Origin of the sequence: Alcaligenes sp. (genome assembly GCF_050255915.1) — a bacterium.
Classification (GTDB): domain Bacteria; phylum Pseudomonadota; class Gammaproteobacteria; order Burkholderiales; family Burkholderiaceae_B; genus Alcaligenes; species Alcaligenes aquatilis.
In genome coordinates this window covers 100,810-114,544 of record NZ_JBFWIQ010000008.1, presented here as the reverse complement: position 1 = coordinate 114,544, position 13,735 = coordinate 100,810, and the positions used below count along the sequence as shown (strand labels likewise).

The 13,735-nt window shown below is 55.5% G+C and carries 12 protein-coding genes; 9 read left to right on the top strand and 3 right to left on the bottom strand.

The annotated features are described in order from the left end of the window. Positions 1 to 6: 6 nt before the first annotated feature. Entirely contained in the window at positions 7 to 1,488 is a 1,482-nt protein-coding gene (locus AB7E06_RS11920) for an SrfA family protein (protein WP_427957123.1), read from the bottom strand. Between the two features lie 498 nt (positions 1,489 to 1,986). On the opposite strand from AB7E06_RS11920, the gene AB7E06_RS11915 reads away from it, so the two are divergent. Together AB7E06_RS11915 and AB7E06_RS11910 are read left to right on the top strand one after the other, a co-directional pair. Next, positions 1,987 to 4,083: a PhoX family protein gene (locus AB7E06_RS11915; RefSeq protein WP_427957121.1), complete on the top strand. Its 2,097-nt coding sequence runs from the start codon at positions 1,987 to 1,989 to the stop codon at positions 4,081 to 4,083. 312 nt (positions 4,084 to 4,395) lie between these two features. Beyond that, positions 4,396 to 5,700 (top strand): FliC/FljB family flagellin, encoded by a 1,305-nt coding sequence (locus AB7E06_RS11910; protein ID WP_427957119.1) that lies wholly within the window; start codon positions 4,396 to 4,398, stop codon positions 5,698 to 5,700. Between the two features lie 187 nt (positions 5,701 to 5,887). Here AB7E06_RS11910 and AB7E06_RS11905 read toward each other — a convergent pair whose 3' ends face one another. Then, a complete protein-coding gene (locus tag AB7E06_RS11905) occupies positions 5,888 to 7,480 on the bottom strand; it encodes a methyltransferase regulatory domain-containing protein (protein WP_427957117.1) in 1,593 nt (530 codons plus the stop codon). A gap of 341 nt (positions 7,481 to 7,821) precedes the next feature. Further along, positions 7,822 to 8,583, bottom strand: coding sequence for an RNA polymerase sigma factor FliA (locus tag AB7E06_RS11900; RefSeq protein WP_427957115.1), 762 nt, complete (start codon positions 8,581 to 8,583; stop codon positions 7,822 to 7,824). Between the two features lie 236 nt (positions 8,584 to 8,819). Between AB7E06_RS11900 and AB7E06_RS11895 the strand changes: the two genes are divergently transcribed. The 7 genes from AB7E06_RS11895 (at position 8,820) to fliE (ending at position 13,631) form a co-directional block, all read left to right on the top strand. Further along, positions 8,820 to 9,221: a flagellar protein FlaG gene (locus tag AB7E06_RS11895; protein WP_427957113.1), complete on the top strand. Its 402-nt coding sequence runs from the start codon at positions 8,820 to 8,822 to the stop codon at positions 9,219 to 9,221. Between the two features lie 89 nt (positions 9,222 to 9,310). Continuing rightward, positions 9,311 to 10,705, top strand: a complete 1,395-nt coding sequence (fliD, locus tag AB7E06_RS11890) for a flagellar filament capping protein FliD (RefSeq protein ID WP_427957111.1) — start codon at positions 9,311 to 9,313, stop codon at positions 10,703 to 10,705. Between the two features lie 6 nt (positions 10,706 to 10,711). After that, positions 10,712 to 11,143, top strand: coding sequence for a flagellar export chaperone FliS (gene fliS / locus AB7E06_RS11885; protein ID WP_395029837.1), 432 nt, complete (start codon positions 10,712 to 10,714; stop codon positions 11,141 to 11,143). A gap of 78 nt (positions 11,144 to 11,221) precedes the next feature. Continuing rightward, positions 11,222 to 11,557, top strand: a complete 336-nt coding sequence (locus AB7E06_RS11880) for a flagellar protein FliT (RefSeq protein ID WP_427957109.1) — start codon at positions 11,222 to 11,224, stop codon at positions 11,555 to 11,557. After that, a complete protein-coding gene (locus AB7E06_RS11875) occupies positions 11,554 to 12,843 on the top strand; it encodes a flagellar hook-length control protein FliK (RefSeq protein WP_346548802.1) in 1,290 nt (429 codons plus the stop codon). Before AB7E06_RS11880 ends, AB7E06_RS11875 begins: the two co-directional genes overlap by 4 nt. Next, positions 12,833 to 13,153, top strand: a complete 321-nt coding sequence (locus tag AB7E06_RS11870; protein WP_108727150.1) for an EscU/YscU/HrcU family type III secretion system export apparatus switch protein — start codon at positions 12,833 to 12,835, stop codon at positions 13,151 to 13,153. The genes AB7E06_RS11875 and AB7E06_RS11870 overlap by 11 nt, the downstream gene beginning before the upstream one ends. A 142-nt stretch (positions 13,154 to 13,295) precedes the next feature. Continuing rightward, complete coding sequence (fliE, locus tag AB7E06_RS11865) at positions 13,296 to 13,631, top strand: flagellar hook-basal body complex protein FliE (RefSeq protein WP_094196133.1); 336 nt, start codon at positions 13,296 to 13,298, stop codon at positions 13,629 to 13,631. Positions 13,632 to 13,735: the final 104 nt, after the last annotated feature.

The window sequence follows — 13,735 nt, the reverse complement described above, 5'->3', positions numbered from 1 at the left end:
CACTCATCATTCGGATTGCTGCAAGATCAAAGGAAAGGCATTGGAGCCGTACATGCCCGCGCATTGGGCGGCAGCGCCCGCCGCACCGGGATCGCACACAATCTTGGGCATATCGTAAGCGGCATTGTCCGTGCACTTCGCGGCGGAATTGGCATTCAAAATCAGGCGGCCCTGCTCAGACGAAGCAGACACGGGGGCTTCACACTGAACGCCGTCACCCCGCTTGATCTGCACATTGCCGGCACCGTCTTTCAACTGATATTGCAGTTGCACGGGTTTGCCGGTCTGACTGTCTTGCACACCCATGCGGGCAGCCCACTGGCCATTCAGGAAATCCATCTTGCCGGACTGCAAGGCATCGGGCGGCACCACCAAGGAACCAGGCGGGGTAGCAGGCGTTGTCGGAGCAGTCGGGTTGGCATCCAGTGCTGGGGGCGCGGCAGGATCAGCAGGCGGGTTTGCCGGGTCTTGAGGCAATTCAGGCGGCTGAGGATTGGCGTCTGCGCCGGGTTCGGCTGGCGGTGTAGGCGGCGTGGCATCAGGAGCCTGCCCCGCATCCGGAGCACCCGCTGCGGCAGGAGCTTCCGCCCCCGGAGCGGCTGCCCCTGGTGCTTCAACACCGGGAGCGGTGCCAGCACCCGTAGCGCCTGGAAGCACTGGAACGGTGCCCGTGGGGACAAGGCCTGTCGCATCCACACGACCATTCGGTAGCAAGGCGCCCGTATCCAGTTTGGGCAAGGACCAGCCCAACCAATTACGGACTTTCTCGGGTAAATAGCTGCCTACGCTGGAGGTGAAAGAACCCAACGGTGTATCGGGCACGACCGGCGTGGTGCACCAGCGCAAACCAAACAAGAGCAAGGCCAGCAACAAGAGCAGAGCCAGCAAACGCCACCACCAACGGGACCACCAACTGGCGGCCACCGGGGCCACAACAGGGGCGACCACGGGCTCGACAGGCGGCACTACCGGCGGGGCCACCACGGCTGCGGGTTTAGGCGCTGGCCTCAACGGCAATAAGGGGTCCTGGTTCTGATCCGCACCATGGTGCAGAAACCCCCAGAAGGTCAAAACGGGCTTGCCGTTGACCAGATAAACAAAGTTGTCGTCCGGGAAATAAAGCACGCGGCGCAGCAAGCTGGAAAACAGAGCCTTGTCGCCCAAAGCCTCTTGCTCTTGGGCATCCATCGTTGGGGCCATCTCGTTCAGCCGGGCCTGAAAAGCACTTAATTGCTTCAAGCCTTCTTCGCGTTCTTGCTCGGTGGCTGCAGTCCAGGGCACAACCTGGCCGGAGACCGGGCTGTACCAATCCAGCGTGGAACCCGTTTCATTGCTTTGCGGAATCGCCAGATGGTCAGCAAAGTTGCCTGCCCGACGGCGCAAGGCTTCTCGCAACTGTAAAGCGGAGCGAAATACCGGTCGACCGCCCTCACCTAAAGCCATGAAAGCATCGGCACGGCCACTGCGCAGTAAAACCCCTTGCTTCATTGAGTTCCCGAAAGAAAAAAAGAAACATAGTACAACAAATAGGAAGTATCAAAGCCTGTGGGAAATGCCCATTCATAGGGCTTACACAAGGGAAAAAACGAGCTTTGAACCTTAAAGATTGCTGAACACCAAAAAGAACTCAAGGTCGCTTTAGTCCTTGTGTTCTAAATAGATAGGGAAATAAGCAAACAGGGTTACGGCAAGAATATAAAAAATGTACGACTCTGTACATAAAACAAAATGGTTATTCGCCAAATAGCCAAGACACTGATTTTTTTAATTAAAACAAAAGTCCAATTCCGACCTCATCTGGCGTCCAAACCTGCATCGTGAAAATGGCGCCTGACCCTGCCCGCTTGCCAACGAGCTTCACCAGATACGGCCAAGCCGCCAAAAAACCACCACCCCGGTCATTCAGCTTGTTGTCATAGTCCTTTCACCTTGAGCCACTAGCATGAGCGCTACCCCTACAACTCAGCCTTGGCGCTATTGATCACTATGAGCAAACATATCTCAGACAAGACAGTACGTAACGTCAGTCAGAACACCCCTTTCAGTGAAATTCTGGAAAAAAGCCTGTCGCGCCGTGCCGTGATGCGCGGTGGTTTGGCGGCTGCCCTGGCCACCATGACCAGCTTTGGCCTGGCAGGCTGTGACAGCAATAGCACAGGTGGCAATTCCACTGATAACAGCGGCGGCGAGAAGCCGAACCCCGGTCCCGGCCCTGATCCGGAACCACCAGCAAGGGTCAAACTGGGTTTTGAATCCCTGCCCACCTCCATGACCGACGGCTGTGTGGTCCCCCCCGGCTACATCGCCCACGTATTGGCTCCCTGGGGCACGCCCATCAATGACAACGCCCTACCCTGGGACAAGAACGGCAATAACAGCTCCAACGACTTGCTCAACTCCATGGGCATGCACCATGACGGCATGCACTTTTTTCCGCTGGAGGGCAGCTCTACCGAGGGTTTGCTGGCCGTCAACCACGAATACATTGACTCAACAGCCCTGCACCCCAATGGTCCGACATTGGTCAATGGCAAGCGCCCGGCCGAGGAAGTGCGCAAGGAAATCAACGCCCACGGTGTGGCCATCATCCATATTCGCCGTAGCAATGGCCGTTGGGACATCGTTCAGAACTCGCGCTACAACCGTCGCTTTACCTCTGCCACTGCCATGAAACTGGCGGGCCCCGTGGGCGGTACGGACTGGGTCAAGACCCCCTTCTCGCCCAACGGCACGCAGGTGCGCGGCACCAACAATAACTGCGGTAACGGCACCACACCGTGGGGCACGTACATCACCGCCGAAGAGAACTGGGCGGCCTGCTTTGTCAACACCGGCAATCGCCCCGCACACCAGCTGCGCGTCGGCGTATCAGCAGGCCCCACTGGCCGCTACAAATGGGAAACGGCTGCCCAGGACCCTTCGGAAGTGCTGGGTGAATTCGCCCGCTTTAACGTCACCGAAACCGGCGCCAGCGCCACTGATGACTGGCGCAATGAGGTCAACGGCTTTGGTTACCTAGTCGAGATTGACCCCTACGATCCCAGCAGCATTGCCACCAAGCGCACCTCCATGGGCCGCTTCGCGCACGAAGGCTGCGCCTACAGCAAACCCGAAGCCGGCAAACCCCTGGCTTTCTACAGTGGCGACGACTCGCGCTTTGAGTACGTCTACCGCTTCGTATCTGACGCCAACTGGGACCCGAAAGATGCCGAGCGCACCGATCGTCTGGCCGTGGGCGCTAAATATCTGGACAAAGGCACCTTGTATGTAGCCCGTTTCAACGAAGACGGCTCGGGCGAATGGCTGGCACTGACAGGCACCACCCCAGGCAAGGATGGCGGCACCTTGGCTGATCAATTCCGGACCTTGGACGAAATCCTGATCAATACCCGTGGCGCAGCCGACTTTGTGGGTGCCACCCCAATGGATCGCCCCGAATGGACGGCCACCCACCCCAGCAACGGCGATATCTACCTGACGCTGACCAACAATACCAGCCGCAACGCGTCGACCGGCACCAACGCCGCCAACCCGCGACTGAACAACGTCAACGGTCACGTTATTCGCTGGCACGACGAACCCGGCTCGAACAAGTTCAAGTGGGACATCTTCGTGTTTGGCTCGGATTCGGGTGCAGACGCTGAGACCAACCGCTCTGGCCTGACCGATCTGAACCAGTTGGCCAGCCCCGACGGTCTGGGCTTCGACAGCCGTGGCATCTTATGGATTCAGACGGACAACGGTATTGACGGCGGTCGTAAAAACAATGTTGCCCGCGCCACCAACGACCAGATGCTGGCCGTGATCCCTGGCGCGCTGGCAGACAGCTCGGGCACTGGCCCGGCCATCAATGCCAGCAATCAGTCCGATCTGCGTCGCTTCTTCGTGGGGCCAAACGAAGCCGAAATCACGGGCTTTTCCATGACACCCGACCACACCAGCCTGTTCCTGAACATTCAGCACCCGGTGAACTGGCCAGCTTACGACACCCATGATGCGACGGTGGTCAGCATGAATACCGTACGTCCACGTTCTTCGACCGTGGTGATCCAGCGTACGGATGGCAAGCCTATTGCCGTGTAAGCGCAAGGGCGGGTTCGAGGCTTAAACCCGCCTGATTCCGTTTTCTGCTCAATTTTTGCCATGCGGGGCCGTCAATAGATGGCCCCGTTTTTTTGTTTGAAGCCACCGCTATCAAGGCGTCCGGGCAAAATGCGGAGATTTTTCTCAACCGTCCCCTAAAGAGTTTTTGGCCCCTTCCGTTAATGGTGCTGTACAGGAAGAACGCAGTGTGTCGAATGCGCGATCAGCCCCCTGGGGCCTAGCAGAACGCCAACGCTTTCCTGGGCAAAGGGCGAAACCGTTTCGCCGCTCTACTCAACATTGGGAGTTACCATGTCTGTTATCAATACGAACTCGCTTTCCCTGATTGCCCAAGGCAATTTGACCAAATCGCAAGGCGCACTGGGTCAAGCCATTGAGCGTCTGTCCTCCGGCCTGCGCATCAACAGCGCCAAAGACGACGCCGCCGGCCAGGCTATTGCCAACCGTTTCACGGCCAACATCAAGGGCCTAACGCAAGCTCAGCGCAACGCCAACGACGGTATCTCGATCGCTCAGACGACTGAAGGTGCCCTGAACGAAATCAACAACAACCTGCAGCGCGTACGTGAGCTGACCGTTCAAGCCGCCAACGGCTCGAATTCGCCCACCGACCTGAAGTCCATCCAGGGTGAAATCAAGCAGCGCCTGGACGAAATTGACCGCGTTTCGGAACAGACCCAGTTCAACGGCGTAAAAGTGCTGGCCAACAACGAATCGCTGACGATTCAAGTGGGTGCACACGATAACGAAACCATCGACATCAACCTGCAGCAGATCAACTCGACCACGCTGGGCTTAGGCAGCCTGACCGTTGCCAAGAACTCGCTGAACGTCAGCGACGCCATTGACACCGTCAAGGCCGGCGGCGGCGCTCCTGTCTCCGTAGACCTGGACGATGTCGCAACAGCTCTGGGCGTCGACGCCAAGAACCTGTCTCTGCACAACACCGAAACCGCCGCTGGCGCTTCGACCGGTCAATACGTGGTCAAGTCGGGCAACGACTATTACGCCGCTTCCGTTGACGACGCAACCGGCGGCGTCAAGCTGAACACCGTCGACACCAAGTTTGCCGACGCCGCTGGCGGCATCGCTACGGCTGATGCTGTTTCTTACACCGGTCAGTTCGTTAAAGTTGGCGCAGACGACGCCGGCGCTGCAACCGGCTACGTGACGATCCAGGGCAAAGTATTCTCCCTGGACCCCTCGGCTCTGGACGACGGCGGTGCCGCCGGCACGTTGAACGACGACCAAACCGGCACGACCATTGAACTGAGCACCAAGGGTGCCACAGTTGCGACCGATCAGTTTGCCGGTGCCGCCACTGTTGACCCTCTGAAGGCTCTGGACGCCGCCCTGCAACGCGTTGACTCCCTGCGCAGCGACCTGGGTGCCGTGCAGAACCGCTTCCAGTCCACCATCTCGAACCTGAGCAACACGGTCACCAATTTGTCCGCCGCTCGTTCGCGCATCGAAGACGCTGACTACGCCGTTGAAGTGTCGAACATGACCCGCGCTCAGATCCTGCAGCAAGCCGGTACCTCAGTTCTGGCCCAAGCCAACCAAGTTCCACAGACCGTGCTGTCGCTTCTGCGTTAATTCTTCGTAGCCGCTTATTCACTCCCTTTGCCTTAGGCTAACGGAGTGCAGCCAGACAAAAACCAGCCTGACGGCTGGTTTTTGTATTTCTTATTTATCCCATCACAAATAAGCTCTTAAAGCACGACGGTTGAAACACTTTTACTCGATCTAAAAAGCCGGCTTTTCTCTACGTTAAACAGACTTACTATCCTGCCTTCACCAAGCCTTGACGCACAAGCATTTGCTTCAAATTCGTAACTACCTTCACAGCTTTGGCATCCAGATTACGCTGACCTTTCAAACTGACCCCGTCATTCCCGGGCACAAGCCCCTTTACCCAAGCGTCACACAATACACGAGATAAAGCACTGTCAGCAAACTGCCCCTGATGAATCTTTTCCAACACCAAGTACTCGGCTGGGGTTAGTGTGATGTTAGCCACATTGTGCCAACGGTTATATTGACCAATTCCCTTGTGCTTCTGTCGACGCCACGCAGCCAAAGGCGCAAAACCAGCCAACAAACCCGCTGAGGTCCAAGGCTCACAAGCCTCATCATCAAGCTCAATCAAATAGCGTCCAAAATGAAAGAGACTTTCAAGCGCCGCCTGAGCTTGGTTTGCCGTTCCGACCTCGGGCAATTGAGTCAGCCGATCCAACAATTCCTGCCCACTAATTGACTGCGGCCAACTCTGATGTAAAACATCCAAAGCCGACTGAAGCTCTATCCCTTCGACATGAAGCAACTCACCACGGTTTGTTTTAAAGGCTCGGACATGCGCAGGGACATCATCATTTCGCTTACTCGATTCAAAATAACCAGAAAAACGCAAACCCGATAAACGACTCAAATCAGGAGCACTGAATATCTCACCCTCCCGAGCAGCATGCACCACCATGCTTTTACGAAAATTCCGTCCTACTGCAAAATCTAAATATTGCTGACGCATTAAACGATTCTGCCCAAATGCAATCAAACTATGGTTCAACTGGACATTCAGCCCAAAAACCTGACTACACTCCACGCGCGGCTCAGCATCCCCAACATGCGTCAGCCCCGCCTGAGAAACAATATCTGCAAACTCTACGAAGTAACACGGGCTATTAAAAGTCTCTAAATATTCATGAGCAATGTAATAGTCAGTATGTGACCTCAACTGCTGCACCGCATTGAGTAAGGAGGGGCGCAAAGAGTTACCGACCGCCAAACCATCCGATAACAAAGTTAACATTGCTCTCGCACTCTCCACCTTCTGTTCATCCCCCACAAAATGGCTATGCAGCAGCATTGCGTCACGCACAATCTCCCCCGCCTTCCAGCCTGGATAAGTGTTGTAGCTGATATACGCCAACCCCTCAGGCGACAGATTCTCACGGCAAACCCGTAATATGTCCTGACGCACTTCAGGTGGCACCCAGCTAAATACACCATGCACAATGATGTAATCGAACTGCCCAAATTCGGGAGTAATATCACTGATGCTTATTGCATGCAGTTGCACATTTTCTATACCCATGTGCTTGAGCAAGTCCTGACCTTGGTTGATCTGTACCGATGACAGATCCACGCCTACTATTTGGGCCTGAGGATACAAAATAGCAAAAGGAATCAGATTACCGCCAGCAGCACACCCTAACTCCAGAACGCGAGCATTCTGCAAAGGCACGGTTTGAATACCGTACAAAAAAGCTGCAGCGCGCAAATGCGCCGGCGCCGTATAAGAAAACGGATTTGACGTATAAGGCCGCTGATCATAAGCCTCAGCAATCTGTCTATCGATACCAGTAAAATTATCCAAACCGGACTCCAATAATAATGAAACTTGCAGCTTATGCTGGTTAGCTTTTTTTAAAATCTCGATTCATAGAAGAATAAGCCTAGCTTGTGCAAGTAAGCTCTTTATCCATCAAAAACCGGAATGCAGACTATTTTTTCAAAATGGTGCTTCACCCATTAGTACTAGTACGGTGTCTCCACGTTCTAATTGATGAGAAATCCATAAAAATGTCAGATTAATAGGAACACTACCACTCTATGGGCAGCCACATGCCCCTCAAAAAACAGGCAAAACCCAAAAGCCCATCAGCATAAAATCAAGCATATATCAACACCCTTTAGCCGCTTCTTTTCTGAACGAGCTTACAAAAGCACCTGAAACTCAGCACTGTCAGAAATAGCGTCCCACTTGTCTTTTGCCAGACTGGCACGGATACGGGCCACGGCCTGGCTACGAAGTTGAGACACCCGCCCTTCGGTCACCCCCAGCACCAGAGCGATTTCCTTTTGGTTCAAGTCTTGCTCGAATTGCAGTGCAAAGAGCAGCTTTTCACGCTCGGGCAGTTGATCGATGGCGGCAATCAAGGCTTGTCGCAAACCTTGAGAAGTCAACAAATTCAAAGGATTATCGAAGTAAGCCTGTTCGCGTGTGCTGTCTTCCAGAAACTCCAGCGCATCGGCGGACGGATCGGCGTGGCGCTTCAGGTCTTCGTAGTGAATCACCTGCACCCCGACCGCCTCGTCCAGCAGCTCGTAGTAATCATCCATGCTGATGGACAGGGCTTGGGCAATCTCCGGTTCGGTGGGCTCGCGCAACAAGTCCTGGCGCAAGGTGCTGACCGCCACTTCAATCTGCCGAGCTTTGCTGCGCACACTGTGCGGCAGCCAGTCCTGGCTGCGTAATTCGTCCAGCATGGCCCCGCGAATTCGGGTCACGGCATAGGTTTCAAACTGGGCCTCGGCCACGACCTGATAACGACGCACGGCATCGAGCAGACCCATCATGCCCGCCTGCATCAGATCATCCAGTTCCACACTGGGAGGCAGGCGCGACACGAGCTGGAGCGCCTGGCGGCGCACCAGTGGGGCGTACTGCTCAACCAGAACGTCTTCTGAACGAGGCATGGACAGGCACGAATCCAGACAATAAAGATGGCACTATTTTGCCTGCCGCCCCGGCCACACAGTCCCCAAATCAAACAGTCTTTCGCCATCTTATTCAGGCTTTAAACGACCCTGGGCTGGCCAGAAACACAAATAGTTCCTAAAGATACGCGCGTGAGTGCCGTAACTGGAACGTTACAGGTGCCAAGCCCTACCCACATTGCAGGCCTGCCACCAAGCCCCTTTGGAGTGATGTCATGATCAACTCAGTTTCATCTCAAACGACGGCCTTGGTGCCCCCGGCCTCCCCAGTGGAGCAGAACCCTGGCACCCCGGTGCCGTCGGCAGCCACCACGGTGCCCCCCATCAAGGAAAGCAGTACCGATACCCAGTTGCAGCAACGCTGGCCCGATAAACAGGAACCCGTACCCGGCATGGTCAACACGCTGGATGACACGCTGGATCAGATCAACAACTCGCTACAGGCCTGGTCCACCGGCATTCGCTTCAATATGGATGACGAGGCACAACGTCTGGTGGTCTCAATCGTGGACAACACAACCGGTGAGGTCTTGCGCACCGTTCCTTCTGACGCCGTTATCCAGATCGCCAAAATGATCGTCCAACTGCAAGGCAACACGGTCGACGTCAAGGTTTAAAAACCAAACTGGCATCGAAACCTCCCATTGACACGGGCTTTGCGCGCGGCACATTCGCGACAAAATAGGACACTACAGGAGTATTTGATATGGCTATTTCTTCAATCGGTATTGGCTCAGGCCTGAAATTGGATGACTTACTGGAAGATCTGCGAAAAGCAGAGAATGTCTCCCTGACCGCTATTCAGAATCGCCAAGTCGAAAACGTGAGTCGAATCTCAGCTTATGGGAAACTCAAAGCGTCTATTACTGCCCTGCAAAGCGCAGGAAAAACACTCAATGACCCAAGTCTATTCGGGGCAGTCAAGGTCAATGCTGCTGGCGACGGTATCTCTGTCACAGGAAACCACAAAGCAACCCCCGGCCAATACAGTATTGTGGTCGAGCAGCTTGCCAGCAAACACTCGCTGAGCACCGGCCAACTAAGTGACCGGACTACTCCACTCGGTGTTGATGGAAAAGTAACCATTACCCTACAAAATGGAACAGCACATACCTTGGATTTGACGGGCAAGGACACCTCTTTGCAGGGAGTCATGCAAGCGATCAATGCTGACCCTAAACTAGGCGTTACCGCGACTATCATTAATAACGGTGATCCCGATCACCCCTATCAATTAGTTTTAACCGCCTCTGACACCGGAGAGCAGGCTTCCATCAAATCTATTTCTGTAGACGGAAACGCCAATCTGGACAGCCTGCTTTCTTTTACAGCAGCCACTGAAAGCAGCCCTGCTCAGGGTATGGAGCAACTGAGTGCAGCCGTCAACGCCAAAGCAACAATTAATGGCATTGACATCATCAGTCAAAGCAATACCCTGAAAGACACTGTAGAAGGGTTGGAGATCACTCTCAACAAAGCCAGCTCAGAAGCAATCAGCCTGGATGTGACGAGAGACGACAGTATCCCAACCAAGGCCATTACCGATTTTGTTGAAGCCTATAACGCCTTAAACAGTACGATTCGCTCACTGACCTCCTACGATGTCGAAAACAAAAAAGGCTCTGCCTTAACGGGCGACTCCATGCCCCGCCGGGTTCAGTCCAGCTTACGTTCAACATTGAACATTCCAACTACTGAGGGAAATCTACGCTCTCTAGCCTCGATGGGTATCACGGCTGACCCAAAGACAGGAGACTTGGTCATTGATGACAAAAAGCTGGCAGCCGCGCTGAAAGATAATATGGCTGATGTCCAACGTCTGTTTGCTGGCGAGGATGCCATTGGAAACCGCATTAATAAAGCGGCAGATGAATACGTCAAAAAGGGCGGTTTCATCGACAATGCAACCGACGGTGCTGACAAAATTGGGAAAACCCTTGAAAAACAAGCCCTTGCCACTGCCGAACGTATAGACAACAAGATTGAGGCTTATCGTAAGCAATTTATTCAGTTAGACAGAATGGTCAACCAAATGAAAGGCACCAGCGATTACCTCACCCAGCAGCTATCCATGCTGGGCAATATGAACAGCAACAAATAAACCCCTATGAGCTATCCTGCCCCTTCCCGTCGCTTTGGCCAACAATCGGTCCGCGCCTACGCTCAAGTAGGTCTGGAAACCGAGGTCCTGAGCGCAAGCCCCGAGCATCTGATTACCCTGCTCTTTAACGGTGCGCGCACCGCCATGCTGCAAGCACGCCTGCATATGGAACAGGGCAATATTGCCGGGCGGGGGCAGTCTTTATCGAAGGCTATTGATATTGTCGATAGCGGCCTGAAAATGGCGGTCGATACTGAAAAGGGCGGAGAACTGGCACGCAATCTGGTTGCCACCTACGACCTGATCTTGCATAACCTGATGCTGGCCAATCTTCGCAATGACGCGGAAAAGCTGGCACTGGCCGAGCGTTTGCTGACCGATATTGCCGATGCCTGGCGCAGCAATATTGATACCCAACGTGCCAAGCAACCAGCTTGACCCCGAGGTTTGCAAGACAGATTCTATTGCTGACCTGCACCTCCAACCTCCTTTGCGCCTTTAGCGCCTGGTACGAACATGAGCGATACCTCTAACCCGATCGTCGATCAATATCAAATTATCGCCAGCATCACCCGTCACATGCTGGAGCTTGCCCAAATGGCACGCTGGGAGGATGTGTTTGAGCAGTCCGAACGCTACCAGCTCGCCGTGGAAAAGCTCAAGAACATGGAAGACCTGTCTATCACTGAGAAGCAGGCACGCCGTCAGTTGCTGACCCAAATTCTGGAAGACGATGCCCAGATCCGCCATCTGGCCACCCCTGAACTGGGCCGCCTGGGTGCGTTGCTGGACAATATGAAGCGCCAGCAGACCGTTTTGCAAGCGTATTACACGCCTAGCGTCCTTCCATGAGCGTAGGCGGCCCCTCCCCTTTGGGGACGCTGCTTATTCAACGGCTCGATGCCGTTTTGGGTATCAGCACCGGACAGCAAAGCAATATTGCCACGGGCGCCCGCCCAGATGCGATCAGCCAAACACCGGGCAGCCAACGCCCCGAGCGCGTTGAGAACCAAACCGCTCGCGATCAACGCCAAAGTGTCGATCAAGCCCGCGCCCACACACAAGGCCGCGACAGCCGGAATCTGCGCACTCAACAGGGTCAAACCTCGACAGATCCCAGCGTCAATGCGCGTGGCCCTAACACGGCCACCACCAGCTCGGCCCCCACAACTTTGGGGCGCACGGCCCAATTGATTCTGTCCTTGCTGGAGCGCTTCCCGGACCGTGCCCCGGCCATCCAGGGACGACACGCCTTATTACCCGGTCGCCCCGGCGTGCAAACAGACGGGAATGAATCCGCGCGCCCCGGCGCTGACTCCCAGGCAGGAGCACGTGCAGGCTCCACCCAGAACACCGCCAGTACCATCGCGACCCTGGCCCAACAAAGACTGCCCTTGCCCGGCAGCGCCGCAACAGGTGGCGCCAACGCAAGCTCTGCCAGCGCAAGCACAGCAGGCACCAGTGCCACTGGAACAGCGCCACCCACAGGCATGCCCGGCACCGGAACACCGGCCACAGGCGCCGCAGCGCATAGCGCACTGCCCACCGGCAGCACCGCCGCACTGGCCCAGCATTTCACCCAAGCCTTGCCGCAAGCCCTGCAACAGAGCGGGCTGTTTTACGAGTCCCACCTAAGTGATCTGCACTTTGGACAACGCAACGTAGGACAACTGCAGCAAGAGCCACAAAACCTGAATCGTCCCGTGGCTGAAGCCAACACGGGCACAAACCACACGACTCAAGCCCAGACGAATACTCAGGACCCAGCCAATAGCCTACTGGTGCGGCAGCAACTGGACACGCTGGCCCACCAGAATCTGCAATGGCAGGGTCAAGCCTGGCCGGATGCCGACATGAACTGGGCCGTGCAACGACACCAAGCCCAATCAGAGGAAGAAACTGAGCACTGGTCCAGCACCTTGCAACTGAATCTGCCCACCCTGGGGGCAATCACCTTGCGGCTCAATCTCCTGAATCAGCAATTGCTGGTTCATATCCAGGCCGATCAGTGTGCAGATTATCTGGACGAAAACAGCCTGCCCTTGCGCGAGCGCTTGCAAGACCAGGGCCTGTTCCTGAGTCAACTGCAAATTGAAGCCGACCCGAACCTGCCGCAGGACGTACCCGATGAGCCATGATGTCCCGACCCCTCGCCCACAGGCGCTGGCCTTGCGCTACGATCCTCAGGACGGCGCACCACGGGTGGTGGCAAAAGGCTATGGCACGCTGGCCGAGAAAATCATCGAAACCGCGCGCGAGCACAATCTGTATGTACACGAGTCCCCCGAGCTGGTCGGTCTGCTGATGCAGGTGGATCTGGACCGCCACATTCCCCCTCAGCTCTATCAAGCCGTGGCCGAATTGCTGGCCTGGCTCTACGCCCTGGAACAGGGCCATCCCCAGGCTACACAAGCCTTGCAGGCCTTGCACGACGCATCCAAACCTTGATGCCCTTGTTTATAAGGGCTGAAAAGCCCCTGTTTTTGGGCTTAGATACCCTGCTTAGCCTGGCCTTCTACCCGTTACATTAAGCACGGCAAGCTGCCCACACCTGTGCGCGTGGCCTATCCTGACTTTCTGGCAAGCGAATATGTCGATTTCCAATCTTTCCAGCATTGAAAACCTTTTGGCCCAGATGCGCGCAGTCGCGCAAGCGGCCGGGGCTTCCAGTTCTGTGTCCTCCTCGGCCAGCAGCGCCGCCCCCGGTGGCTTTGCCGCCGAGCTGGCACGCTCTTTGAACCGGGTGTCCCAGGCACAAAATGAAGCCAGCGCCCAGGCCCAGGCCTTTGAAATGGGCGAGCCCGGAGTTTCTTTGAATGACGTGATGATAGACCTGCAAAAAGCCAGCGTCGGTTTTCAGGCCACCGTTCAGTTACGCAACCGCTTAGTGGCTGCCTACCAAGAAATTGCCAGTATGCCGGTATAAGTGCCTGACTCTTTCGTACCCGCCGCCCTTTCCTTAATGCTGCCTGAGCACGCCCTGATTTGAACTCCCCTGATTCCATGCAGAACCCTGCCTCTGCCTCACCA

Excerpts from the sequence above, each read along its gene's own strand:
- AB7E06_RS11920 (WP_427957123.1), bottom strand. The coding sequence starts at position 1,488 with ATGAAGCAAGGGGTTTTACTGCGCAGTGGCCGTGCCGATGCTTTCATG.
- AB7E06_RS11915 (WP_427957121.1), top strand. The coding sequence starts at position 1,987 with ATGAGCAAACATATCTCAGACAAGACAGTACGTAACGTCAGTCAGAAC.
- AB7E06_RS11910 (WP_427957119.1), top strand. The coding sequence starts at position 4,396 with ATGTCTGTTATCAATACGAACTCGCTTTCCCTGATTGCCCAAGGCAAT.
- AB7E06_RS11900 (WP_427957115.1), bottom strand. The coding sequence starts at position 8,583 with ATGCCTCGTTCAGAAGACGTTCTGGTTGAGCAGTACGCCCCACTGGTG.
- AB7E06_RS11895 (WP_427957113.1), top strand. The coding sequence starts at position 8,820 with ATGATCAACTCAGTTTCATCTCAAACGACGGCCTTGGTGCCCCCGGCC.
- fliD (WP_427957111.1), top strand. The coding sequence starts at position 9,311 with ATGGCTATTTCTTCAATCGGTATTGGCTCAGGCCTGAAATTGGATGAC.
- fliS (WP_395029837.1), top strand. The coding sequence starts at position 10,712 with ATGAGCTATCCTGCCCCTTCCCGTCGCTTTGGCCAACAATCGGTCCGC.
- AB7E06_RS11880 (WP_427957109.1), top strand. The coding sequence starts at position 11,222 with ATGAGCGATACCTCTAACCCGATCGTCGATCAATATCAAATTATCGCC.
- AB7E06_RS11875 (WP_346548802.1), top strand. The coding sequence starts at position 11,554 with ATGAGCGTAGGCGGCCCCTCCCCTTTGGGGACGCTGCTTATTCAACGG.
- AB7E06_RS11870 (WP_108727150.1), top strand. The coding sequence starts at position 12,833 with ATGAGCCATGATGTCCCGACCCCTCGCCCACAGGCGCTGGCCTTGCGC.
- fliE (WP_094196133.1), top strand. The coding sequence starts at position 13,296 with ATGTCGATTTCCAATCTTTCCAGCATTGAAAACCTTTTGGCCCAGATG.